At 63.5% G+C, this 22,898-nt stretch carries 23 protein-coding genes; 9 read left to right on the forward strand and 14 right to left on the reverse strand.

What is annotated here, in order from left to right; genetic code table 11:
• Positions 1–51: 51 nt before the first annotated feature.
• The 3 genes from ITJ66_RS16490 (at position 52) to ITJ66_RS16500 (ending at position 4,064) form a co-directional block, all read left to right on the forward strand.
• Positions 52–1,332 carry a heparan-alpha-glucosaminide N-acetyltransferase domain-containing protein gene (locus ITJ66_RS16490; RefSeq protein ID WP_194645308.1) on the forward strand — a complete coding sequence of 427 codons (1,281 nt, stop codon included), beginning with the start codon at positions 52–54 and terminating at the stop codon, positions 1,330–1,332.
• Between the two features lie 508 nt (positions 1,333–1,840).
• Positions 1,841–3,577 carry a DUF5979 domain-containing protein gene (locus ITJ66_RS16495; protein WP_194645309.1) on the forward strand — a complete coding sequence of 579 codons (1,737 nt, stop codon included), beginning with the start codon at positions 1,841–1,843 and terminating at the stop codon, positions 3,575–3,577.
• Positions 3,578–3,779: 202 nt separating this feature from the next.
• Positions 3,780–4,064 carry a hypothetical protein gene (locus ITJ66_RS16500; protein WP_194645310.1) on the forward strand — a complete coding sequence of 95 codons (285 nt, stop codon included), beginning with the start codon at positions 3,780–3,782 and terminating at the stop codon, positions 4,062–4,064.
• A gap of 6 nt (positions 4,065–4,070) precedes the next feature.
• Here the strand turns inward: ITJ66_RS16500 and ITJ66_RS16505 are convergent, their stop codons facing one another.
• The 5 genes from ITJ66_RS16505 to ITJ66_RS16525 form a co-directional block, all read right to left on the reverse strand.
• The gene (locus ITJ66_RS16505; protein ID WP_194645311.1) at positions 4,071–4,442 is read right to left on the reverse strand and encodes a nuclear transport factor 2 family protein; all 372 of its coding nucleotides are present in this window, start codon (positions 4,440–4,442) and stop codon (positions 4,071–4,073) included.
• On the reverse strand, positions 4,439–5,257 hold the full coding sequence (locus tag ITJ66_RS16510; RefSeq protein ID WP_194645312.1) for a DUF1684 domain-containing protein: 819 nt from the start codon (positions 5,255–5,257) through the stop codon (positions 4,439–4,441). Before ITJ66_RS16510 ends, ITJ66_RS16505 begins: the two co-directional genes overlap by 4 nt.
• A gap of 133 nt (positions 5,258–5,390) precedes the next feature.
• Positions 5,391–6,026, reverse strand: coding sequence for a DsbA family protein (locus ITJ66_RS16515; RefSeq protein ID WP_194645313.1), 636 nt, complete (start codon positions 6,024–6,026; stop codon positions 5,391–5,393).
• Positions 6,023–6,964, reverse strand: coding sequence for an NAD(P)/FAD-dependent oxidoreductase (locus ITJ66_RS16520; RefSeq protein WP_194645314.1), 942 nt, complete (start codon positions 6,962–6,964; stop codon positions 6,023–6,025). The genes ITJ66_RS16515 and ITJ66_RS16520 overlap by 4 nt, the downstream gene beginning before the upstream one ends.
• Positions 6,961–8,427 (reverse strand): DHA2 family efflux MFS transporter permease subunit, encoded by a 1,467-nt coding sequence (locus ITJ66_RS16525; RefSeq protein ID WP_194645315.1) that lies wholly within the window; start codon positions 8,425–8,427, stop codon positions 6,961–6,963. The genes ITJ66_RS16520 and ITJ66_RS16525 overlap by 4 nt, the downstream gene beginning before the upstream one ends.
• A 71-nt stretch (positions 8,428–8,498) precedes the next feature.
• Here ITJ66_RS16525 and ITJ66_RS16530 point away from each other — a divergent pair, with 71 nt between their 5' ends.
• Both ITJ66_RS16530 and ITJ66_RS16535 read left to right on the forward strand, forming a co-directional pair.
• On the forward strand, positions 8,499–9,140 hold the full coding sequence (locus ITJ66_RS16530; protein ID WP_194645316.1) for a TetR/AcrR family transcriptional regulator: 642 nt from the start codon (positions 8,499–8,501) through the stop codon (positions 9,138–9,140).
• Positions 9,137–9,745, forward strand: coding sequence for a trans-aconitate 2-methyltransferase (locus tag ITJ66_RS16535; RefSeq protein WP_194645317.1), 609 nt, complete (start codon positions 9,137–9,139; stop codon positions 9,743–9,745). Before ITJ66_RS16530 ends, ITJ66_RS16535 begins: the two co-directional genes overlap by 4 nt.
• Before the next feature lie 382 nt (positions 9,746–10,127).
• On the opposite strand, the gene ITJ66_RS16540 is transcribed toward ITJ66_RS16535, so the two are convergent.
• From ITJ66_RS16540 to ITJ66_RS16570, 7 genes are all read right to left on the reverse strand, one after another.
• A complete protein-coding gene (locus ITJ66_RS16540; RefSeq protein ID WP_194645318.1) occupies positions 10,128–10,496 on the reverse strand; it encodes a nuclear transport factor 2 family protein in 369 nt (122 codons plus the stop codon).
• A gap of 95 nt (positions 10,497–10,591) precedes the next feature.
• Complete coding sequence (locus ITJ66_RS16545) at positions 10,592–11,215, reverse strand: bifunctional 2-polyprenyl-6-hydroxyphenol methylase/3-demethylubiquinol 3-O-methyltransferase UbiG (protein ID WP_228501959.1); 624 nt, start codon at positions 11,213–11,215, stop codon at positions 10,592–10,594.
• 195 nt (positions 11,216–11,410) lie between these two features.
• Positions 11,411–12,772, reverse strand: a complete 1,362-nt coding sequence (locus tag ITJ66_RS16550; protein WP_194645320.1) for a hypothetical protein — start codon at positions 12,770–12,772, stop codon at positions 11,411–11,413.
• Between the two features lie 26 nt (positions 12,773–12,798).
• Complete coding sequence (locus tag ITJ66_RS16555; protein ID WP_194645321.1) at positions 12,799–13,980, reverse strand: sugar ABC transporter substrate-binding protein; 1,182 nt, start codon at positions 13,978–13,980, stop codon at positions 12,799–12,801.
• A gap of 185 nt (positions 13,981–14,165) precedes the next feature.
• Positions 14,166–15,047 carry a carbohydrate ABC transporter permease gene (locus ITJ66_RS16560; RefSeq protein ID WP_194645322.1) on the reverse strand — a complete coding sequence of 294 codons (882 nt, stop codon included), beginning with the start codon at positions 15,045–15,047 and terminating at the stop codon, positions 14,166–14,168.
• On the reverse strand, positions 15,037–15,993 hold the full coding sequence (locus ITJ66_RS16565; protein ID WP_370582686.1) for a carbohydrate ABC transporter permease: 957 nt from the start codon (positions 15,991–15,993) through the stop codon (positions 15,037–15,039). The genes ITJ66_RS16560 and ITJ66_RS16565 overlap by 11 nt, the downstream gene beginning before the upstream one ends.
• A 141-nt stretch (positions 15,994–16,134) precedes the next feature.
• The gene (locus ITJ66_RS16570; RefSeq protein ID WP_194645324.1) at positions 16,135–16,896 is read right to left on the reverse strand and encodes an IclR family transcriptional regulator; all 762 of its coding nucleotides are present in this window, start codon (positions 16,894–16,896) and stop codon (positions 16,135–16,137) included.
• 170 nt (positions 16,897–17,066) lie between these two features.
• Between ITJ66_RS16570 and ITJ66_RS16575 the strand changes: the two genes are divergently transcribed.
• Entirely contained in the window at positions 17,067–19,448 is a 2,382-nt protein-coding gene (locus ITJ66_RS16575; RefSeq protein WP_194645325.1) for a polysaccharide lyase 8 family protein, read from the forward strand.
• A gap of 83 nt (positions 19,449–19,531) precedes the next feature.
• On the opposite strand, the gene ITJ66_RS16580 is transcribed toward ITJ66_RS16575, so the two are convergent.
• On the reverse strand, positions 19,532–19,960 hold the full coding sequence (locus tag ITJ66_RS16580; RefSeq protein WP_194645326.1) for an Lrp/AsnC family transcriptional regulator: 429 nt from the start codon (positions 19,958–19,960) through the stop codon (positions 19,532–19,534).
• A gap of 341 nt (positions 19,961–20,301) precedes the next feature.
• On the opposite strand from ITJ66_RS16580, the gene ITJ66_RS16585 reads away from it, so the two are divergent.
• The 3 genes from ITJ66_RS16585 to ITJ66_RS16595 all read left to right on the forward strand — a co-directional run bounded on the left by ITJ66_RS16585 (position 20,302) and on the right by ITJ66_RS16595 (position 22,285).
• On the forward strand, positions 20,302–20,937 hold the full coding sequence (locus ITJ66_RS16585; protein ID WP_228501960.1) for an arginase family protein: 636 nt from the start codon (positions 20,302–20,304) through the stop codon (positions 20,935–20,937).
• Positions 20,938–21,078: 141 nt separating this feature from the next.
• Positions 21,079–21,630: a GNAT family N-acetyltransferase gene (locus tag ITJ66_RS16590; protein ID WP_194645328.1), complete on the forward strand. Its 552-nt coding sequence runs from the start codon at positions 21,079–21,081 to the stop codon at positions 21,628–21,630.
• Positions 21,631–21,706: 76 nt separating this feature from the next.
• Entirely contained in the window at positions 21,707–22,285 is a 579-nt protein-coding gene (locus tag ITJ66_RS16595) for a transglutaminase-like domain-containing protein (RefSeq protein WP_194645329.1), read from the forward strand.
• Here ITJ66_RS16595 and ITJ66_RS16600 read toward each other — a convergent pair.
• Positions 22,213–22,815: a DJ-1/PfpI family protein gene (locus tag ITJ66_RS16600; RefSeq protein ID WP_370582687.1), complete on the reverse strand. Its 603-nt coding sequence runs from the start codon at positions 22,813–22,815 to the stop codon at positions 22,213–22,215. The two genes, ITJ66_RS16595 and ITJ66_RS16600, sit on opposite strands and share 73 nt — an antisense overlap.
• Between the last annotated feature and the right edge of the window lie 83 nt (positions 22,816–22,898).

Here is a 22,898-nt window from a genome sequence, read left to right on the forward strand (position 1 = left end):
GCGCGGAACGCTGGGGATCCTGTGTTCGCTCCACCGAAAGGACTCTCGTTCATGAGCCTCATTGCACATATGGTCGCTCTGACAAAACCCTCGATCGCACCTTGGCACCCTCACCGCATTGTCGCCCTCGACGTGGCTCGCTTCTTGGCACTGGTAGGTATGTTCACGGCGCATTTTCTGATGGGGCAAGGCCCGGCGCAGGTGCAGGTGCTTGTCACTGGGTTTCCCTCGACAGCTTTCGCAGTCCTTGGAGGAGTCAGCGTCGCAGTGTCGACGCGTCGGCTCATGGATGACGGCCGCCCATTGACGGCCGGCGCGACCGTCGCGGTACGCGGTCTGGTCATCGCCGCGATCGGTCTGGCACTGGGTGCGGTGCCACTCGTGATCGTGATGGTCCTCGCGTACTATGGCTTCGCTCTCGTCGCTGTGGCATGCGTTCTGTGGCTACCCGGCTGGGTCCACGGCTGCCTCGCGGCCGCGCTGGTTCTGATCGGTCCGCAACTGATCCTCTGGGCGAGACAGACCGGAGAAACAGGCGGCGTACCTGCTCCGTCCTTCTCGAGCCCCGTTCACTTTCTGCAGACGTTGCTATTCACCGGCTTCTACCCGGTCATCACCTGGTTTACGTTCATGCTGATCGGCTTGTGCGCCGGGCGAGCCATGCTCAGCGCGAAGTCCCCGTCGAGAGTGGCCACGAGGGTGCTCGTCCCGGGAATCTTGATGGCCGTGGCCGGCATCACCAGCGACCTCGTGAGCCGACCAGCCGTGATCGATGCACTCAGGGCAGGGGGCAGTACCCAGAAGCAAGCGCAATCCCTCGTGACCGGTGAAGGGTTCGGCACCCCGCTCGGTGACGGCTGGATCGCCGTGTTCAGTGCTGCTCCTCACACCGGAACGACCGCCGACATCCTGCGCACCAGCGGCGTTGCACTTGTGATGCTCGCGTTGCTGCTTCTCGCGATCCCCCGAGACGCTTCGCGGCTGCCGTTACCGCTCCTGATCATCGCCCGAGCAGGGTCTGCACCACTCACGCTCTACATCGGGCACTTCTTCGGGTTCTACGCTGTGTTCCTGCTTGCAATGATCGTTGGCCCAGTTGCTGAGTCACTGCATCTCATGGGCGTGGGAGGGATCGCGCTCCACGTTCTCGGAGCGGTTGCGGTCGGCGCTTACCTGTACCTCACTGATCGACGAGGTCCCTTGGAGGCCCTTGTCAGCCGAACGGTCCGATCCGTTACAAAGAGATTCCCGCCTGTGAACGGTGGTCCCGGAGCGCCACGACGCCGGCGGCCTGTCTGTGGTCCCGGCGAGACGGTGCAGCAGAACGAATGAAGGCGCTGGACGCATCGCCGTGCGACCCGTCGGAGCTTCCGCGGCCTGATCGGAGCTGCTGTTGCCGCTTATCTATCTGTTCGATCATTCAGGCCGTGCATTCAACTTCCCGTTCCTAGGCACGCGCGACTCATTTTGGTGGAATGTTTGTAGCGGTCGATACTCATCATGGCCACTTTTCTTTACACTCGAATAGTTGCCGGGGGGAAACGCGTACCATTAATGCACTTTAAGTTGACTTGATGCGACAGCCTCTGATTTACTCCGGCGCTAGGGGGAGTCCCAGGCTCGCGTGCGGAACGGTGGTGAGGTTTCGTTCAAGTGGAGTCCGGGTTTCCTGGCGTGGTCAATAGACCTGCGCGCAACGAGGCTGAAATCGGCGTCTCTGGTTCCATTGGAATTGATCAGTGGCACAGGGCGGGAAAAGGAAACTGGGATGAATAACAGCGGCTCAATTGTGCTTCGGAAGCGCTCACGCGCTTCAGGGGCAGTTATACTTCTGATTGGAATGGCGCTCGCCATGTTCTCCGCGGTGATTACAGCATCACCGGCGAGCGCCGCAGAAGTCGATGGGGTGACAAGCGTCGACATTGTCAACGCTCCTCCGTATGTGAAGGACGCGCAGTATCAGGTCAACGCGACCTGGGCGGTGCCGGATTCGGCACAGCCGGGGGACACCTTCACGCTGAACTTTCCTGACGCACTCGTCGGTTTTGCGGCCACGATCGATCTGCCGGATGCCGACGGGAACAGCGTCGGTACGTGCACCGTCAGCGACTCGCAGTTCGTGTGCACACTCTCTGATTTCGTCGCGACACACAACAATGTGCACGGCACCCTGAACTTCAACGCGAAGTTCGTCGAGACGTTCACGGAAGAGCAGGTGCAGTTCACGACCGGAAACAACGTGACGATCGTCACTGACGTCGAAGGCGGAGTCGGCACAGCAGGTCCCGACGACGTTCCGACGGTTCCGACGAAGTTCGGCTACATGAACAACGATGGCAAGACGATGACGTGGGTCATCCGCGTACCGAGTGAGGATCTCGGTTCGGGCAGCAACGCGGTCATCACCGACGACTATGACGCTCCTCTGGTCTTCGATTCCGCAAACCTCACTGTGCGCTCGATCGATAAGGCTGATTGGGCACAAAAGGACGATACCGCGGCCTGGACGTATCTGGGTCAGGGCGTCACGCCTGGTTCGACATACACCCTCACCGATCGTCCGGCCGACACCGCCTTTGATGTAGGACTCAACGGTCCGAATACCGACGGCACGCGCATCTACGAGGTCAGCGTGATCATGGACTTGCCTGCCGACGTTGCCACCGGTGATGTCTTCAACAACCGCGCCGTCGTGAACGGTTCGACCTACACCGCGACCCAGGTCGAGTATGTCGGTGCCGGTGGGAGCGGCGAGGGTGACAGCCTCGGCGACTTCACCGTGACGAAGAAGGTCACCGGCTCGGGCGCCCAGCGGGTCGCAGGTGCCGAGTACACGGTCGACTATTCGTATCTCGATGGCAGTTCGCCGGTCACCGGGCAGCTCACGATTGCAGACGGAGAGACCGAGGGCCGCATCAATGTGCCCGAGGGCGCGGTCATCACCCTCTCCGAGGTCGCCCCGGTCGGAACTGGCGTCGCCTACGGTACCCCGGTCTTCTCCGGCACTGGCGTCACCGACAACGGCGACGGCACGGCGACGGTCACCATAATCGACGGCGTCATCGCCATCGAGCTCGAGAACCCCGTGGCTATCCAGTACACCCAGTTCGCAGTGACCAAGACCGTCACCGGTAGTGGGAAGGCCAAGGTTGTCGGTGCTGAGTACACGGTCAACATGTCTGCTGTTTACCCTGGTCACGCTGAGAACCACGCGGGCACGTTTGAGATCACCGACGGCACGGTCTACACCGTGACCGAAGTTCCTGTGGGAACGGTCATCACGCTCTCGGAAGTCAAAGCCACCGCCGACGGCGTGAACTACGGCACCCCAGTGTTCTCTGGCGAGGGTCTGACGCACAACGCCGACGGTAGCGCGACGTTCACCGCCGGCGCCGGCCTGCTGGAGATCGGGTTGGAGAACCCTGTGACAGTCTTCCCTCCAGCGGAAACCCCGTCGACGCCGCCGCACCTCGCGGCGACAGGTGTGGACTCGCCACCATTGATCGCCATTGGCACGCTGCTGCTGATCACGGGTGCGTTCGCGCTGGTGGCTCGCCGCCGCCGCAGCCAGGTGTGAAGCACTGAGCGGGGGCACACATCTGATGATGCGCCCCCGCTCAGCGCCCGAGCGGCTCGGGCCCGTTGGGCCGGCCTGTACCGGAAGTATCGTGTCCTCGACCATCAACCAGCAGTCAGGTCAGCCTGGTGGGCTCATCGGTGCCGGGTAGGAATCGCAGAGCGGATCGGTGAGGGCGGCCTAGAGAACCTATCACCTGTACGTGGCGCTCAACGGGCTGCCCGTCGAGCAGCAGCGGGCGCTGCGGGTGGAAGGCATGCCCGAGTGCCCGACGGTGCCGGCGGTTGCTGCCGGTACATCGGTTGCGAGCCTGTACCGCGAGGGAAGGCTAGGCGAGCAAGGTGAACTCACGACCCAGGCTGTCTTCAACACCGTCGGGTGCATCGTCGACAAAGACCTTTTGCAGCGGTTCCACGTCGTTCCGGGATGTGCTGATGCCCTGGGTCTCGCGACGAGTCGAGTTCTGCTCGACCCGCCGCGAGACTAGGTCGCGTCACCCGTTGGAAACGAATGATGCGTATTCCTCGATGCGTTCGATGAGGTCGCCGTCGAATCGGAAATATGTCGCGGCGTGCACGGTGCCGCGCATGCCGTCGGTCATCTCGACGGTGACTACGTGCTGCTGGAGCACCTCGTTCGGTCGAGAAAGCTGGCGGGTGATGTCGTACCGCATGGTCTTCATCGCGGCGGCTTGCTTGACCATGCCGGCGATGTTCTCGGCAAGAGTCTGATCGCCTGATCCGTCGGAGTGCCAGACTGTCGCGTCATCGGTGCATAAGGAGATGGCGGCGTCGAAATCGCCCCGTTCGAGGTTCCGGAGGTAAGCGACGGCTCGTTCCTCTAGGGCGGTGGTTTGTTCGGTCATTCGTCGTTCTCCTTCTTGGGGGTGGCTGGTCCTGTGGCGAGGTTCCGTTCTCCGGCCACGACCGCGAGGGGGAGGTGGTTTCCGGCCGGGGCGGTCGGGCAGGTGTATACGGTGGGCGCGACGTGGTGGTGCGAGACCGTGGCACGGTTGAAGTCCACCTGGATCTCTCCGCCGGCCGGGTCCAGCGGGAATCGGAGCCAGCGCCCGATCGCGGGGGTGTCGACGCCACTGGTGGTGTCGGTGAAGATCACGAGTGCTTCGTCGGGGAGCTCTTGCAGCACGGTCAGCACGAACCGCTGCCCCCGTATCTGGATTTCCAGGTCGGCGGGCGCGGGCATGTCTTGTCGAGTCCGCGGTTCGGTGAGCCGTTCGATGTCGGCGGTGCGGTCACCCGCGGCGGGCACGAGACGTCCGGGGATGACCCAGTCGGGGTCGAACGGGAACGCATCGATTCCAGTCAGGCCGGACTGCTCGAGCGCCTGCTCGTCACGAACAATGACGCCGTAGTGTCCGTCTGCGCCTCCTGAGATCACCTGACGCCCTTCGCCGATCGCGTGTGCTCCGGCTGGGACGGTGGCGCGCCCGATCACGGGAGTGCCGTCGAGGGTGAGGTCATCAGCATCGCTGACGGTGACCTCGAGGTCGCCGTCAGGAGTGACTCGCCAGGAGCCTTCGACGCCGTTGATGCGGACTGGTTCAGGCCCGGCGATGATGGCCTTGGCGGTGAAGTGTGCCTTACCCATGTCCCCGGTGAGTTCGTTCCACCGTTCGCGCTTCCACGCTTCCCATTCTTTGATCAGTGTTTCGGTACTCATTCGTTCCTCTTTCTATCGAGCGGTGAGTGCTGTTGCGGGCGGTGCTCCGTGTCAGGTGGGACAACCGTGTCCTGGGATGCAGAACCGGGATGTTCTGGAAGGGAGCAGATGCCGTCTTCGCAGAGCTCTTCGCTCATGCTCGGCTCGCCTGCTCGAACGCGGCGAGGAATTGCTGCGTGGGCTGCGCCCCTGACAGGCCATAGGAGTTGTCGATGACGTAGAACGGCACCCCCCGCGCGCCGAGCTGGTGGGCTCGGCGGATGTCGGTATCCACGGCGTCCGCATAGCGTCCGTCGGCAAGGACGGCGGCGGTCGTGTCTCGGTCGAGACCTGCTTCTTCGGCGATGGCGAGGAGCTCGTCGACGTGGCCGACGTGGCGGCCTTCGGCAAAGTGCGCCTCGAACAGGCGCTGCGTCAGCTCTGCCCGCATGTTCGTCGTCCCTGCGTAATGCAGGAGTTCGAGCGCTTGATGGGAATTGGTGGGTTGCATGAGGTCGGGGTTGTAGGCGAGCCCTTCCTGAGCGGTGAGTTGTCGCAGTTGCGTCATGATCTGCTGCATCCGGGCGGGGTCGACGTTGTGGCTTTGAATGTGCGCGTCGCGGTCGATGTCGGTGGGCGCGTCGGGGGACACCTGGAACGAGTGATAGGTGACCTCGACGGGTCCAAGGTGGCGGGCGATTGCGGCGCGCAGTCGGGCGCTGGAGATGTAGCACCAGATGCACTGCACGTCGGACCACACATCGAGGTGGATCGGAGTGACAGGGTTCATCGGTGGTTCTCCGCTTCCTGTGCGGCACGGCTCGCGTGCTTGAAGATGAGCTCGGTGTTCAGCGTCATCGCGACGCGAGCCCCGTTGGCAGCGGATTCGCTGACCTGGGTGGCGGGTTGGGCGAGGTTCCCCGCCGCCCACACTCCAGGCACGCTGGTGTGCCCTGCAGCGTCAACGGTCACGGCGGTGCCTGCGGGGGACTCACTGATCTCCAGCCCGAGACCGTCGAGTCCATCCAGGCGGGCACGGGTGGCAGTCGGGACGACCAGCGCGTCCAGTGCGACGGCGGATCCGTCGTCGAGACGCACCCCTGCAAGACGGTCGCCCTCCACTTCGACAAGGGTGATGGTGCGAGTGTCGATGCGGACGCCGGTCGCCTCGAGCTTGGCGAGATCTGTGGAGCTGTAGTCCAGGCCCTGGGAGAAGAACTGGACGTCTGCGCTCCACTGGCTGAACATCAACGCCTGCAAGGCCGACATCGGCCCGGTGGCGAGGACCCCGATGCGCTGGTCCTGAATTTCCCAGCCGTGGCAGTAGGGGCAGTGGATGACCTCTTTGCCCCACCGGTCGGCAAGTCCGGGGATATCGGGGAGCTGGTCGCGGGTGCCGGTAGCCAGCAACACGGTCTGCGCTGTGACGTCGTCCCCCGCATCCGTGCGCACGCGGAAATCGCCCCGCTCGGCGTGCGCCTCGGTGACCTGGCCAGAGATGATCTGACCGCCGTAGGAGATGACCTCCTCACGGCCCTTGCGCAACAACTCGAATGGGTTGACCCCTTCTTGCCCAAGGAGCCCTTGCGCACCTTTCGCGGGGGCGTTGCGCGGTTCGCCGCCGTCGATGACGACAACCCGGCGTCGCGCGCGGGCCAGGGTGAGCGCAGCTGACAGGCCTGCGGAACCGCCGCCGATGACGACGACTTCGACGTTCAGGGTACTCATACTGTGACCTCGTTCTTCTCGGCCTGGGCCGGCACTGGGTGGGCGGTTGGCTTGCGCAGAAACAACGCGAGGATGACGCCGGCGGCGCTGATCGCAGCGCCGACGCCGAACGCCGTGCCCACTCCGTGCGCCATGGCGGTAAGCGGACCTTCGCCGGTGTCGGCCGATCCGGCGACGGTGAACAGGGTGATGAACAACGCGGTGCCAGCGGCCCCGGAGACCTGCTGGAGTGTGCTCACGATCGCACTGGCGTGCGGGTACAGCTTCGGCGTGACGGCGCCGAGCGCGGTAGTCATCAGCGGGGTCATCATCATCGCGGTGCCGATGCTGAGCAGCATATGCATCCCGACCACCATCCACACCGGCGTTTCGGCACCGAGCGTGGAGAACGCCGCCATCGCTCCAGTGACAACGATCGCTCCAGGGAAGATGAGGGCGCGGGGACCGACCTTGTCGTAAGCGATACCGACGAACGGCGCCAAGATGCCGGACAGAAGCCCGCCAGGCAGCAGCATCAGCCCGGCGACGTAGGCGGGTTCACCAAGGACCTGCTGGATATACAGCGGCAGCATGATCAGAGAACCGAACAGGGCGATCGATACGACCACGATCGTGATCGTGGACATCGTGAACAGGCCGCCGGCGAACACCCTGACGTCCAGCATCACCCGGTCCGTGTCGCGCAGGGACAGCTGACGCCGTACCAGCCCGGCCAGGGCGATCGCGCCGACGACGATCGGGAGCCAGGGCGGCAGGCCCCCCTGCTGAGCCGCCTGCTCCCCGATGCTCGCGAGCCCGTATATGAGACCCGAGAACCCGATGGCGGACAGGAACACGGAGACAGGGTCGAACCGGGCTGGCATCGTCGGGGTCACATTCCGCAGCCACCGGGCACCAGCGAGGATCGCGAGGACCACGACCGGGAGAACGATGATGAACACCCACCGCCAACCCAGTGACGACACGATCACGCCGGACACCGTCGGCCCGAGCGCAGGTGCTGCCGCGGTGACGATCGTGACCAGACCCATGGTGCGGCCTCGGCGCTCCGGCTTGACCAGCTGCATGACCGTTGTGAACAACAACGGAAGCATGATCGCCGTTCCCAGTGCCTGCACGATGCGCGCCCCCAGCAGCAGCTCGAACGTTGGAGCAGCTGTAGCGAGCGCGGTACCCACCGCGAACAGTCCCATCGCGGTGAAGAAATTGCGACGCAGTAAGTAACGCTGCAACAGCACGCCGGTGATCGGTATGACCACTGCCATCGTCAACATGAACGCGGTCGTCAACCACTGTGCCGAGGCGGCGGAAACACTGAACCCATCCATGATGTGCGGAATCGACACGCCCATCGCCGTCTCGTTCAGCACCACGACGAACGCGGATACCAGCAGCAAGGCGATCGCAGGGCCGGTTCGCTCCGGAACAGGGGGCCGGTCGTTGGGCGTGGGAAGGATAGTCATGCTTTCTCCTAGAAACGAAGTATGAAGTCGGTACTAAGTACCGTTGCGGTACAACGTGCTAACCTAGCACCATGACCTTGTATTCCCCGACTCCGTCACGAATGCCCGATCTTCGTGAGCGGCGCCGCCGTGAGCTGGCCCGGACGATCGCGTTCGCGGCTATCGGCCTGTTCGAGCAGAAGGGGTTCGCATCGACGACGATCGAGGACATCGCTGCGGCCGCCGGCATCTCCCGCACAACCTTCTTCCGTCACTGCGCGACGAAAGAAGCGGCGGTGCTCGTCGACGACGCCGGGCTGGAGTCTGAACTGATTGCCGTCGCAGAACAGGTATCCAGCCGACACCCGCTACACCAGCTGGAGACTGCATGGGAGGCGATGACGGCTGTGTTCGACGCCGACCCGGAAGGTCACGACCGGTTCCTCCGAGTGCGACGTCTCATGCGCGACAACCCGGCGTTGCTCGGGGCAGGACTCGAGCGCGACGCCCGCCTGACAGAACACGTTGCGGCCGCACTTCGTGGCGGGCCCGGTCTCGAGCCGTTGGACGCCTATGTCGTCGCGGAGAGCTTCGCGCTCGGAATGCGGCTCACCTTCGACGAATGGGTGCGCCGCGCCGACCAGGACGCACCCTCTGCCCCACCGACCCTCGTCGACATCTACCACCAGGTCCGAGCAGCACTCGCCCGAACGAACGGAACCTCCTCACGATGACCCCCGAATTCGACAAGCAGTACTGGGAGGCCCACTGGGCAGCTGGGCAAGGCACGAGTGGACTCCCCGTGCACCCCGCCCTCGACAGCGAGCTCGCCGACCTCGTCCCAGGAACAGCCATCGACGCCGGAAGCGGAGAAGGCGCCGAAGCTGCGTGGCTCGCTGCAAACGGTTGGACGACCACCGCGGTCGACATCTCTGCACACGCCATCACCCGGGCAAATACGCGCCCCACGCCCTCCATTGGGAGGGGAACCGTCGCCTGGGTGGAAGCGGACCTCACGGTTTGGGAACCGGATCAGCAAGTCGAGCTCGTGACGACCTTTTACGCGCATCCCTCGATGTCGCAGCACGCGTTCTACGAACGCATCTCGCAGTGGGTCGCTCCCGGAGGGACGCTCCTCATCGTCGGCCACCACCACGACGGAGGACATGGGCAACCGCACCCTGAGAACGCGGTCACGGGGCCCGAGCAGATCCGCGCGCTCTTCGACCATTCAGCGTGGATCGTGCACACCGCTGAAACACGCGAAAGAACCGTAACCGTGCCCGGCGGTAGCTCGATCACGCTGAGAGACGTCATCGCACGCGTCGAACGAATCTGAGCGTAAGAAGTCAGACCAGCCGTGCTGTGTGTACCAGAACCGCCCTTCCCTGTGGATGAGCACCCCCAGCCTGTCACCAAGCGATCGGCTCCTGCAGGGACCGCCGGAATATGACCCGAGATTGATACCAGGGCGCAAGAACTGTTGATGACGGACAACGGCCCCCACTGCACGCCGAGCTGATTGGCTTGGAAGATGGCGGTACCCACGGGCCGGCATCGCGCCCAACGGCTGGGCCCGCAGCTGGGTCTCGGTCCCGGCTGCATGGTCTGGACCTCCGACGGGTCGTGCAGCCCGAGAGCGTCACCATTCGCGACCGACGAGCGACCCGGCTCAGCACCTGAACGTCACGAGTGCAAGGGTCGGCACATGGCTGAGGAACCTACTTCCACTCACCTTCCCAGGTGTAGAGATCGTCCGTAACCGCATACTCGCGGAGCTCTGCAATCTTGCCGTCGCGCTCGACCGCAATGGTTGCCCCGAGGAATGCGCGATCTTCGCCTGCCTGGTGGTACTCAAAACGCCACTCGGCGACGAGCACATCTCCCGCGCGGAACTCCCGTGTAATGGACCACTCCAGAACACGCGACCCCTCCTCGTTCCACTGTTCGCACCACTCCCGCACGCGTTCGCGACCGTAATACACCGGCCCGAAGCTCTCGGCGATCACCACATCGTCAACGACGGTCGCGATGATGCGCTCCGTTTCGTTCGTCTTCCAGGCGGCGATGTAGTCAGCAAGGGCACTCATCTCACCATTCAACGACGGCGAGCACGCGAAAGCACGGAGCGACGCTCTCGAACTGATGCTACGGTTCACGATTGGCGCTACATCAAGACCTATCGCTAACCGCTCGGCTTCGTCCACACGAGCGCATACCTCCACAGGGGCAGCCGTCGCCAGTTCGCTCCCGGCAGGACTCGGGCGGCGCTCCTTCGCACGTCGGCGTACGTGTGCAGCGGTGGCGCCGTCGGTGCGGAGTGTTCCCAGACACCGAACCGTCGAGCGAGACGTCGATGCTGAATGATTCCCGCAATATCGTAAGCATGGTCGAGCAGCCGGGATGATCGGGCGAGACCGATGACAGCGACGGTGCCACCCGGGGCGGTGAGTTCGGCGAGTCGAGTCAGCGTCGCATCGAGGTCGGGCAGGTGGTGGATCGTCGCGACGGAAGCCACCAGGTCGAACGAGGCGGGCGTGAGCGGATAGGTCATGACGTCACCCTCGACCCAGGCGACGTCCGATCGCTGGCGACGAGCTGATTCGAGTACCTCAGCGTCAGGATCAATTCCGGTCACCTGAGGCACGAGCTCGCGCAGCTCCATCGCCAGGAGTCCGTCTCCGGTACCGACGTCGAGCGCGGTGCGTGCTCCGTCCGGCACGACGTCGAGGATGCGCCGGTGGTAGTGGATGTTGTGGTTCCAACGGACCGGCAGCTCATCATTCATCCGTGAAAACTCGTCTTTCATCTGTACAGACTGTCAGGTCAAGGTAGAGGCAATCTATCGTTCTGGGACAGCTCGCGGATGTCTCCGAGCACGGTTGAAATGCTGATCTGGAGCGGAGCCGCGTGTCGGCCGAGCTAGAGTCCACTGCCGATCAGGGCGGCCCCAGAGCTTGATCTTGGCACGGCCGAAGGCGTTCGCCACGGCCCCGCTCACTGGTCACCGGACAGTCGCAGTTCGAGCTGAGGGAGGCCGAACAAACACCGATACGCCGGCGAGCTCCACAGATCTACCGTCACCCCAGGTGGCGAGGCCGAGCGCGGACAGGGCCGACTCCGGCGGAGGCCCTGAGCCCACGTCCGAGGTCATTGCCTGTGGACGGTTATCGGGCAGTACTTGGTTCAGTGCGATCCACTCCTCCCTCTGAGGGAGGACTACCCAAGGCTCCCCGTTTCGGGGCAAGTCTCGTTTCGTGGTGTGCCACTTCCCCTCGATTCGCGCCACGGCCCGACACCGTTCGGTCCTTGGCCCGTATCCGTCGCCAACCGTGTAGTGCACGCATGTCAGTTCACCCCACAGCACTCCGTCGAGGTGCTCCACGAATATCAGCGCGGGCGGATGCGGTGGACCGCCTGCCCGCACGACGTGTGGCGGCGACGGCTGTGCCCGCACAACGAAGGACGCTCCCTCCAACGAAGAGTCGGCGCTTGTGAGAAGGCTTTGGCGCCATCCCACAACCTCCAGCGGCCAGGCCGGGTCGTTCCACCCGCCATCGGCGCTGCGGACCGGGGCTTTGGGGCGGAAGAAGTCGAACCGGGCTAGGGGCATCTCCTTGGGTGTCCATTCTCGAGCCAGGCTCATTGCCTCGGCAGGCGACAGGGCGGTGTTCCAGACGGCGAGCCGCGCGATTTCTCCTCCAAAGAAGTTCCCATGCCCTGCCGTGAGGCGGACGGCGCCAACAGTGAAGTCGGAGACGGAACGCCGGTTGAGGCCGGCGGGGTAATGGAAGGGGTTTTTCGCGTACGTGAGCCCTTCTCCGAGCGGCGAGCCACGTTCGGTGAACGACGGACGGGCATCCGTCACTCCATCGAGGAATGAGCGGATCGCAGCGCCGTCGTAGGTGAACCCGATTACCCGCCACTGGTCATAGCCGATCATCCGGGCAGTCGCCGAATAGTCACGGCTGTAGGGGAGTCCTGCGCTCGGCCCACCAGTGCCCGATACATGACCGATCACCTGCTCCGCTCCGCCATACGTGGGGAGATCGATGAAGAGCCCGTACTGGCGACGGGGATCATCGTCATCCTCCTGCCACATGCCCGCGATGAACCCGGTTCCTCCGCGTCGGCGCCGAATGAGGGCGAAGACCGACACCTGGTCGCCGCCGGCCGCCACGTTCAGGACCCCAACGTCCGAGGCAGGGATGATGAGGTGGTCGGCAGCGCCGTCGAACGACAGCGCCCGGCCCACCACCTCGTCGGTTACCCGGGTGACCCGTGACCCGGGGGCGTCTTGCAGTCTTGACCTCCCGTCGAGCGAGATCAACGGATCCGGCTCGCGGCTGAAGTCCCACTCGGCCACCGGGTCATCCGATTGCATACGCTGGGTCAGCCCTGCTTCGCCAGGATGGGATCTGTCGCGGCGCACGCCTTCTTGAGCTGTCCGGCGATGTCAGCGGTGGGCTGCCAGATGCTGTCGAGATCAGCCTTGGTGGCGGCCGCCAGTTCCGGATACGCCGCCGGGTACGTGATCTGGTGCGCCTGCTTGAGTGGTTCGATCATGGCGTTCTGGGCTTCGTCGTCGGTGATCCGTGTACTCGCTTGCGACACGATCGACGGTTTCAGGAGAGCTTCGCGGCCGGAGACGTAAAAGCCGGAGAGCTTCTCGCTGGCAGCCTTGCTTGTGAGGTACTGGAGCAGCCGGGTGGCGAGCTCGGGTGAGCTGCCGTCTTTGAGGACCGACACGTAGGCCTGGCCCATGAAGTAGTCCTTGCCTCCATCGAGGTTGTCGGGCTGGGGCACCATATGAGTGGTGATCGCCGGATCGGTGATGGTGTTGAGAGTGCTGGCAGAGCCCACCATCATCGCTGTGTCGCCACTGGAGAACGCCGAGGTCTCACCGGGGCCCGGGTAGGTGTCGTCGTCGAAGATGAGGTCATGGAGATACTGGAAGGCACCCTCGGATTCTGCCGAGTCGAGCCCGCAGCTCGTTCCTTCTGGGTAGGCCTGGGCTCCCCAGCCCTTGAGGAAGACGCCCATGAACTGATAATTCTGAAGCGCGAACTGGGGGATGTCGAAACCGTAGGTCACCTCTCCAGAGTCGACCATTTCCTTGGCTATGCGGCGCAGGTTCTTCCACGTCCACGCGCCTTCGTCGATCAATTGCTGAGGGGTCTCGACACCCGCTGCCTCGAACGCTGCTGTGTTGTAGATCAACGGCTGGGCCCCGTTCGAGAATGGAATGGCATACAGGCTGTCACCGTCGGTCACCTGCTGCATCACATTCGGCAGGTAGTCGCCGACATCGAACGCATCATTGCCGGCGACACTGCTGATGTCGGCTAGCGCGCCGGATGCGATGAAGGCTGGCACGTTGGCTTCGACTACCCAAGCCAGATCGGGTGCTTCTCCACCGGTGAGCTGTACCGAGAGTTGCTTGGTGTAGTCAGCGAACGGGATGCTCTGCACCTGGAAATCGCCGAGCTCGGGGTTCTGGGCGCGGAACTCGTCGGCGAAGGATTCGAGGGTGTCGATGATCTTCTCATCGGAGGTCCACACGGTCATCGTCATGTCCAACGGGTTCTCGGCGGAGGCGGTCGTACCGCCTCCGCCCGAGCAAGCGGTCAGGCCTGCGGCTAGCGCGCCAACTGTGGTGAGGGTGACGATTGATCGGGATATTCTCATGGGGTCTCCTCTTCGAGATTCTGTGGGTGCTACGGGCTCTGGACAGACAGGACGTACGGGAAACGAGTGGACTACTTGATGCCGGTTCCGGCGATGCCTTGGACGAACTGGCGCTGAGCGACCAAGAACACTGCCAGCACGGGCAGGACGCTGAGGAAGGTCGCAGCCATCTGCACGTTCCAGATTGGGATCCCTGTGTACGGGTCGGTGAATGACTGCAGCGCCACGGGCAGGGTCCAGAGCTCCTTCGAAGGAAGGAACACGAGAGGTTCGAGGAACTCGTTCCAACTGTTCAGGAACGACAGAATGGCTAGCGCGGCGAGTGGGCCCCTCGCCAGCGGTAGTGCGATCCTGGTGAAGATGCCGAAGCGGCCGAGCCCGTCGATGCGCGCCGCCTGTTCGAGCTCGCCGGGCATCGACTTGAAGAACTGGCGCATCAGGAATACACCCAGGACGCACGGTACTCCGAAGATGCCGGGCACGATCAGGGCGAGGTGCGAGTCGATCCAGCCGAAGCTCCGGAGTAGACGGAACAGCGGGATGATCGTAACCTCGCTCGGGATAAGCAGCGCGGCCAGAAGCAACACGAACAGGATCTCCCGTCCGCGGAATTCGATCCGTGCGAAGGCGTATCCAGCCAATGACGACACCCCTAACACGCCGAGCGTGCAGACTGTGGCGATGTACACGGAGTTGAAGAACTGGTGAAGGAACGGCCCGGTGACGAAGGGCGCGATGAAGTTCTGCCACTGCGGATCGGCCGGCCAGAGTGAGGGCGGATTGGCGAACACATCGCCAAGCGGGCGTAGTGCCGTCACGAACATCCAATACAGAGGAAAGACGAATGGGATGACGGTCGCGACGAGCAGCAGGTACAGGATGCCCTGTGAGGTGCCACGGCCGATCCTGATCTCGAGGCGACGGCGCGCGCCCACCCTTTTGCTATGACTCATTGAAGACCCACTTCCGACGGCCCATCCATTGGGCGAGAGTGATGACCAGCGCTATCACGAAGAGCACTACCGCTCCGGCGCTGGCACTGCCGACCTGGAATGCATTGAAGGCCTGGTCGTAGATGTAATAGCCGAGGACCGTCGTAGAGAGTCCGGGTCCTCCCTGGGTAAGCAAGTAGATCTGGGCGAATGCCTTGAGTGCGTTTATGGTCGCGAGTATGCCGACAAAAAGAATCGTGGGACTGATCAGCGGGAGAGTGATCCGCACGAAGCTCTGCACGCCGTTTGCTCCGTCGACTCTTGAGGCCTCTTTGATCTCCTCCGGCACCTCCTGGAGGGCAGCAAGGAAGAGGATCATGCTTACCCCGACTCCCTTCAGGACTTGCACCGCGATCATGGTGGGCATGGCGGAGGTCGGGTCGGCTAGCCAGTTCGGACCAGTGATACCGATCTGTGAGAGCCAGGCATTGAGACCACCGTTGGCCTGTAGGAGGTAGTCCCACACCAGGGACCAGGCCACCAGTGAGATGACGACTGGGACGAAAAACGCGGTTCGGAAGATGCCGATGAAGCGGATACGTGCATTCACCAGCACAGCCAGCAGCAGGCCCAGCACAATATTCAAGGGCACCACGGCGAGGGCGAAGACTGTGGTGTTGCCCATCACATCAGCGAACACGGGGCTGGTAAACAGGTCGGCGAAGTTCTGCAGCCCGACCCACGTCTCCTTGCCAGAGAGGCTGTTGTAATCGAGGCCGCTGAAGTAGAAGACGCCCAAAAGCGGCCCGGCCACGAAGACCGCGAATCCGATCATGGCGGGGGCGATGAACGCATAGCCGTAGGCCGCCTCCTGCCGCTGCAATCGAGATGTCCTCGCCCTCGGTCTCGCCGCGGCGTCCGGCGCGGGCAAAGCAGTGGTCGCTGCGGCCGCGGTGGTTTGTGTCACGTCGCTCCTCGTTGAGTAAGTGGCGCCAATTAGAGTGGCACTTTTGCAATATATGCAACAAGCTTGCATATAGTGAGTTCGAGGATTGTGCCAAGCCGATCGTCGACTGTCAAGCTCTCAGTGTTCGTCGATCGCGGGGCCTCACCGTTGCGAGCCGGTGAGCCGGCGCTGGATCTGTGCAACGGCGTTGAGACAAGCCCGCCCGAGGCGCTCCACGAGTTCAGGGTCATTTCCTGCGAGCGAGAAGATACCGACCGCGGCTACGGGGCGTCGGAACTCATCGAGGAGGGCGACCGCGACGCGGGCGATATGGTCATTCCGGTCGATCGTCACAAAGCCGTTCAATCGCTCGAACTCGGCGCCCTTGTCAAACCCGGCGCGGTCGAAGACGAGCGCCGGGTCTTGGGGGTCGGCGACGTTCTCGGCGATGATTGCCTCGCGGTCCGCCTCTGGCAAGTGATACAGCAGCGCTCGGCCTGTGGCCGTTACGTGCATATCGGCCGAGAGTCCCGTGATGGCGGCGAATGCGGTCTCCCGGCGCGGTCGTAACGAGTCGGCGTAGACAACCTGAGACCGCTCAGGAACCGCAAGGTGCACCGTCTCGCCGAGCTCAGCACTGAGGCTCCAGAGCACCGGGCGGGCCAGTCGTTTGAGGTCGAAACCAGTCTCAAATCCGTGAGCCAGGGTCAGCACCCGGCTGGTGAGAGTGATACGGCGGTCGTCGCGCCGAGTCAGATAGCCGAGCGCCATGAGCGATGAGACCAGCCGAGATGCGCTGCCCTTGTCGAGTCCCGCCCGATCGGCAAGGTGGCCGAGGGCGATCCCGTCATGCTCTTGGGCAACCAACTCGAGCAACAGGAGGCCCCGAGCAAGAGTTCCGGTGGGAGGGGTTGTGTCAGTCATCGGTATCCGTCTCCGCGAGGCTCTAGTGCGCTCGCGCTGACGCCACACTACCGATGTAGTTGCATATACAGCAACGGCGCATTGCTTGACGTATTGGGTCCAATGTGTCTATGTTGCCTCTGCATGGCTGAGCCGTGTTGCAGCATTCACAACCACTCCGGGAGTCGACGATGACCAACCGACCGAAGCGACGACGCTCGCGCACTGCCCTCCTTCTCGTAGCGGCGCTCACCGTGGGCGGAGTTGTTCTGCCGGGTAGCGAACCTGCATTCGCTGACGAGTTCTCGTCGGCGCGGGCGGCCTGGACCGGCGTGCTCACTGGGGGTGCCTCCATCGACGTCTCGGTTGAGCCCTACGCCTCTGGCGTCGTGCGGATTGACGCCGACGCCGCTGGCGACCGCGATTCGATGACTGCCTCCGGCGAGCCGTGGGCCGACCTGGACACCGGTGATGCCGCCGGACTCCTGGAGGCCTTCCGCCGGGTGAAAGCCATGGCCCTCGCCTGGGCGACGCAGGGCAGCTCGCTGAGCGGCGACACTGCACTCCTGGCTTCGACGGAGCGTGCTCTCGATTGGCTCATTGCAAATCGGTACAACGCTTCGACGCCGGCGGTCCCTGCGACCTGGTGGTTCTGGGAACTCGGCATCCCCCTCGAGCTCAACGACATCACGGTGCTGCTGTACGCCGAGCGCACCTCGGCACAGATCACGGCAGCGATGGACGCGGTGGAGCACTTCCGGCCGACGGTCACCCGCACCGGGGCGAACCGCGTTTGGGCGGCGCTGGTGGTGGGTGTGCGAGGTGTCGTGGTCGGCGATGGCGCGAAGGTGGCGGCGGCCCGCGATGGACTCGCAGCAGTGCTCCCGGATGTGACATCGGGCGATGGCTTCTACGCCGACGGTTCTTTCGTGCAGCACCAGTACTACGCGTACACCGGCGGGTACGGTGTGTCGCTCCTCAGCAACATCGTGCGGCTGCTCATGCTCCTGGACGACACACCTTGGGAGGTTCCGCCTGCCTCGGTGGCGACGGTCGGCTCCTGGATATCCCGCTCCTTCGACCCGCTGATGAAGAACGGTGCGCTGATGGACACCGCACGCGGCCGGGAGATCAGTCGTGAGCAGTCGAGTGATCACGATGCAGGTGCTCTCGCGGCCCGCGCCGTGCTGCAGCTGGCCGAGACCTCATCGGCCGCCCAGCGAACTGCGCTGCGCTCGATCGCCAAGCGCTGGATCGCCTCCGATCCGCTGGGCAGCTACTGGCACGCCGGCTCTCTAACTGAGTTGCAACTCGGGCGTACTGTCATCGACGACAGCACTGCCGTTGCAGCCGCACAACTGCAAGGTACTTGGGCCTTCAACCGGATGGACCGGGTCGCCCATCATGGCGCCGGATTCAGCTTCGCCGTCAGCATGTCGAGCTCGCGGATCGCGAACTACGAATCGATCAACTCCGAGAACCTGCGCGGGTGGTACACCGGAGACGGGATGACCTCGCTCTACGGCACCGATCCTGACCAATACGGGGGCGACTACTGGGCGACGGTGAACCCGTACCGACTGCCTGGCACCACGGTCGACACTCTCGTTCGCACTGCGGGAGCGTCCAAGAACATCCGACCCGCGGTCGACTTTGTCGGGTCGCTTCGAAGCATCTCAGGCCGCTCCGGCGTCGCCGCGCAGCGCCTCGATGCCGCGAGCAGCACACTGGTGGCGCAGAAGGGTTGGTTCCTCTTCGACGACGAAGTGGTCGCCGTGGGCGCCGGAGTCACCGCGACGGGCCAGACCGGCACCGGATGGGACGGCAGTCCGCGGCGCGTCGAGACGGTGATGGACCAGCGTAGAGTTTCGCTGGCCAGTCAGACTGTCATCGTCGACGGCTCTGCCGCAGCGGCCACAGTCGGCACTCCGCAGATATTCACCGACCCCGTCTGGGCGCACATTTCGGGTGCGACCGGATCCGTCGGATACACGATGCCGGGCACGGCACCGCTCACCGTGCTGCGCGAGCACCGCACCGGAACCTGGAACACCATAAACGTCAATGGTTCCACCGATCAGTGCTCTGCGGACTTCATCTCGCTCCTCTTCGACCACGGCACCAACCCACCCGCGGCGCGGTACTCCTACGTCGTACTCCCAGGAGCTACCGCCGCTCAGACCCAGACGTACGCAGCGTCCCCGGAAGCAGTTGTCCTACTGAACACGGCGCAGGTTTCTGCGGTCCGTGATAGCACAATCGGAACACTCGGCAGCATCTTCTGGACGACAGCGGGAGGCTCCGTGCCAGTCGACGGTTCACCATTCTTGGTGTCGGACGCCGCAGGCGAAGTGATCACGGAAACTGCATCGAGGACGCTCCAGGTGTCGTACACCGATCCAACGCAGGTCAGTACCACGCCAGTCCACCTCGAGATCAAGCGCTCGGCCACCGCATCCTCGGCTCTTTCGCCTGGCGTGACGGTCACGCAACTCACTCCCACGATCAAGCTCACCATCGACCCCACCGCGGCAGCCGGCAGACCCTTCACAGCCACCTTCAGCACACAATGACCGATCACGGGTGCGGCATCGCCGCCTGACGGTGCAGGCGCTCTGTCGGCCCACGATCCGCTGGCCGGCCTTTGTCGGGAGCGTCAGTGTCCAGTAAGCGAGTTCACGAGAAGGATCGTGTCTGTGTTTGTCACACCAGGCACGGCCCTGATTCGTTCAAGGACAGCATCGAATTCGGTCAGGGACGGTGTGCGTAGCTGAGCAGCCAGGTCCCAGGTGCCAAGCGTCGAGTGCAGACGCTCAACTTCAGGAAACCCTCGCACGGCCCTGACAACGTCCTGCCCGCGATTCGGCATGCTGGAGATCAGGGTGATGGCCTCGATCGCGTCGCGATCGACTTCGTCGCTGAGGCGGATCGTGAACGCTTCGATCACGCCGGAGTCCGTCAAGGTCTCGATCCGCGCCGCGACTGTCGACCTATTCACGTTCAGCTCCCGGGCCAACGCCGCGACCGGCATCCTCGATTGCGTTCGCAGGAGCGAAATGAGTCGGCGGTCGAGGTCATCGATCATGCAATAAGTTTAGTGCAGCTCACCAGATCGCTGAGAAAATAAGACAGATACCGCAGATTGTCGGTTGTGGGACCACATTGCCGGTTCATAGCGTTGTTACCACTGCCCCGCACAGAGAGCCGACTCAACCGCAAAGGAACCCCGCAGTGACGACTACATTGATTCATTTCGCTGGGCGCGCAGGCGATCACAATGACCGAGCGATGACTGCGTCACCGATGCTCGCAGCGGCGTTGGGAGAGCGTCTCGGATTGGAACCAACGGTGATCGGCGAGCCCAGTGCGTCTAGTCCGACGGACTGGGCCGCAGAACTCGAGGAGGCTCGCCCCGCGCTCCAACGCATGGCACTGCACTACGACTCGTACCTCGCCGGCCGCTCCACCCCAGTCGCCGCCATCAGCCGGTGCGCCGTCGCGCTCGCCACGCTGCCAGTCATCGCCCGCCATCGCCCTGACGCCGTTGTCGTCTGGTTCGACGCTCACGCCGACCTCAACACACCGGCCTCCACGGAGACCGGCTATCTCGGCGGCTTGGCGCTCTCGGGCAGCCTCGGACTTTGGACCTCCGGTCTTGGAAACGGACTCGCAGACACGAACACCATCCTTGTCGGAGCGCGCGACATCGACCCGTTCGAACTCCAATTCCTTGAAGAAGGCCGCGTCAAACTCATTCGTGTCGGCCCCGACATGGCAGAGCTGCTTGGCCGCGCTGTGGCCGGGCGGCCCGTCTACGCGCATATCGATTGTGACGTTCTGGACCCGGGCATCGTGCCCACTGATTACCGCGTCTCCGACGGCATGACACTGGAGCAGCTACACGAGTGCGCTCGGGTTCTCGCACATAGCGAGGTCGTCGGACTGGAAGTCGGCGAGCTGGAGTCTAGTGATCTGAACGGGTCCAGTTCCGGCCAAGATGCGCGGGTGATCATCTCCGCGCTCGAACCGCTCATTCAGCGCATCGAAAGTAGCGGCCTGTAGACATGATGGCCCGTCCCGAGGTCCCGCAAGCGGGTCGGAGAGCGCCGGATCCGCTTGCACGGTTCACGGTCAGCCACCGAACGTCTGAATGCGTCGCGCAGACTGTTGAACATGGGCGCAGTCTGAAGGAGAATTGAGGGAATGAACACGGATACGTTTGCGCTGACTCCTCGGTTGACGCTCCGTCTGCATCGCGAAAGTGATCTGGACCGACTCGTCGCCATCCACTCACATCCAGGCGTAGCGAGGTACCTCCTCGAGGATCCCTGGACGCAAGAGGCGGGGAAAGCGCAGCTCGAGCGGCGCCTTCGGCGGTCTGGTCTGGCTGATCCTGCAGGCGCCCTCGCCCTCGTGATCGAGCGGGAGGGCTCGTTGATTGGCACGGTTTCGCTGTGGCGGACGGAGCAGGAGCCGCGAACGGTCGAGGTCGGCTGGACACTCGATCCCGAGCACGGTGGAAAGGGTTATGCAAGCGAGGCAGTCACTACTAGCCTACGCATCGCTTTCGAGCATCAAGACGTCCATCGGGTCCTCGCGCAAATGGATGCCCGGAACACGGCCTCTGCGCGCCTCGCGACTCGGGTGGGAATGCGGCAGGAAGCACACCACCGACAGGACTATTGGAGCAAAGGCGAGTGGACCGATAGCCTGATCTTCGCGATGCTCGCCGACGAACGCCCTTCCCAGTCGTGAGACCGTCGACCGAAACTATGTGTAGCCACCGTGTGCAGAAGAGCCTCGCGTCGTCACCGCCGGAAATGTGCCACCAGTGAACCTGGAAGCAGACAGCCTCGACCTCTACCTGGTTGAAGATGACGTCTTCGACTGGTCTCATCCTGCTGTGGTCACGCTCACTGACGAGATATCGGTACAGCACATCGACGACCTCGATTACGCCCGAGCCGTGTACGAACACGTGCGTGATTCGATCACACACTCCTGGGATGCTCAAGACCCACGAATGTCGATCTCCGGTTCCGATGCCCTCATCAGCGGCACCGGACTCTGTCATGCGAAGGCGCACCTGCTTGTCGCGCTCCTCCGCGCTCGCGGCATTCCCGCGGGCCTTGCCTACCAAAGACTGACGGACGATGGCAGTGCCTTCGTAATCCACGGGCTCGTCGCAGTATGGATTGAGGGTGGCTGGCATCGGATAGATCCTCGAGGCAACAAGTTCGAAGTGGACGCGCAGTTCTCCCTGACCGACGAGCAGCTGGCTTGGCCAGTGCGCCCAGAACTCGGAGAAAGAGATTACGAAGTGGTCTATTCGCAGGCTCACCCTGCAGTGATTGCCTCGCTCAAGAGCACGAACAACGTCTTGGAAGTACAGCTACCGCAAGCAATCTGAGCGACATCGAGGGCGCTCCCCTCGTCGGTTCGCTCTTCCGTCGTACGAACGCTCAGTGGTGGCACAAGCCCCTCGGCGAAGAGCACGTTCTCGTCGACGTTCACCTCGGGGTACCGGTCGCGGAGCACATGCGTGTAGTCCCAGTGAGTAGTGGCGGTGTGTCCGTCCAGGAGCCCGGCGTTGGCGAGCGTGAACGCCCCGGTGGAGATCGCCGCAATCCGCGCGCCCCGTTTATGGGCTGCGCGGAGGGCATCGATCGCCGCCGGGGGCGTCGTCCTGTCGGCCGGATTCCGGTAACCCGGAACGAGGACAGTGTCGGCCCAGGCGAGCTCTTCCAACCCGTGACCGACCGCGTACGCGAGACCGTTCCAGCCCTCGGCGGTGCCAGGCTGCACGCCGCATACGCGCACTTCGTAGGGCATACTCGGCCGCTTCGCGAACACGTGAGCCGCGATACCTACATCGAGCGCCTTCGCTCCATCGAGGACGAGCACCGCTACTCTGTGGTCCCGGTCCCCGTTGTGATTCACGGATCCGAACCTATCGCGCATCTGCCAGTAGAGGGGATCGCACCCCGACCGCGGCGGTAGCTGCGGCTCCAATCAGAACGCGG

The sequence above is a fragment of the Plantibacter sp. VKM Ac-2885 genome (genome assembly GCF_015351205.1).
GTDB lineage: Bacteria > Actinomycetota > Actinomycetes > Actinomycetales > Microbacteriaceae > Plantibacter > Plantibacter auratus.

Excerpts from the sequence above, each read along its gene's own strand:
- ITJ66_RS16525 (WP_194645315.1), bottom strand. The coding sequence starts at position 8,427 with ATGACTATCCTTCCCACGCCCAACGACCGGCCCCCTGTTCCGGAGCGA.
- ITJ66_RS16490 (WP_194645308.1), top strand. The coding sequence starts at position 52 with ATGAGCCTCATTGCACATATGGTCGCTCTGACAAAACCCTCGATCGCA.
- ITJ66_RS16535 (WP_194645317.1), top strand. The coding sequence starts at position 9,137 with ATGACCCCCGAATTCGACAAGCAGTACTGGGAGGCCCACTGGGCAGCT.
- ITJ66_RS16560 (WP_194645322.1), bottom strand. The coding sequence starts at position 15,047 with ATGAGTCATAGCAAAAGGGTGGGCGCGCGCCGTCGCCTCGAGATCAGG.
- ITJ66_RS16505 (WP_194645311.1), bottom strand. The coding sequence starts at position 4,442 with ATGACCGAACAAACCACCGCCCTAGAGGAACGAGCCGTCGCTTACCTC.
- ITJ66_RS16585 (WP_228501960.1), top strand. The coding sequence starts at position 20,302 with ATGGCACTGCACTACGACTCGTACCTCGCCGGCCGCTCCACCCCAGTC.
- ITJ66_RS16555 (WP_194645321.1), bottom strand. The coding sequence starts at position 13,980 with ATGACGATGACCGTGTGGACCTCCGATGAGAAGATCATCGACACCCTC.
- ITJ66_RS16520 (WP_194645314.1), bottom strand. The coding sequence starts at position 6,964 with ATGAGTACCCTGAACGTCGAAGTCGTCGTCATCGGCGGCGGTTCCGCA.
- ITJ66_RS16510 (WP_194645312.1), bottom strand. The coding sequence starts at position 5,257 with ATGAGTACCGAAACACTGATCAAAGAATGGGAAGCGTGGAAGCGCGAA.
- ITJ66_RS16590 (WP_194645328.1), top strand. The coding sequence starts at position 21,079 with ATGAACACGGATACGTTTGCGCTGACTCCTCGGTTGACGCTCCGTCTG.
- ITJ66_RS16570 (WP_194645324.1), bottom strand. The coding sequence starts at position 16,896 with ATGACTGACACAACCCCTCCCACCGGAACTCTTGCTCGGGGCCTCCTG.
- ITJ66_RS16530 (WP_194645316.1), top strand. The coding sequence starts at position 8,499 with ATGACCTTGTATTCCCCGACTCCGTCACGAATGCCCGATCTTCGTGAG.
- ITJ66_RS16540 (WP_194645318.1), bottom strand. The coding sequence starts at position 10,496 with ATGAGTGCCCTTGCTGACTACATCGCCGCCTGGAAGACGAACGAAACG.
- ITJ66_RS16545 (WP_228501959.1), bottom strand. The coding sequence starts at position 11,215 with ATGAAAGACGAGTTTTCACGGATGAATGATGAGCTGCCGGTCCGTTGG.
- ITJ66_RS16495 (WP_194645309.1), top strand. The coding sequence starts at position 1,841 with ATGGCGCTCGCCATGTTCTCCGCGGTGATTACAGCATCACCGGCGAGC.
- ITJ66_RS16515 (WP_194645313.1), bottom strand. The coding sequence starts at position 6,026 with ATGAACCCTGTCACTCCGATCCACCTCGATGTGTGGTCCGACGTGCAG.
- ITJ66_RS16580 (WP_194645326.1), bottom strand. The coding sequence starts at position 19,960 with ATGATCGATGACCTCGACCGCCGACTCATTTCGCTCCTGCGAACGCAA.
- ITJ66_RS16575 (WP_194645325.1), top strand. The coding sequence starts at position 17,067 with ATGACCAACCGACCGAAGCGACGACGCTCGCGCACTGCCCTCCTTCTC.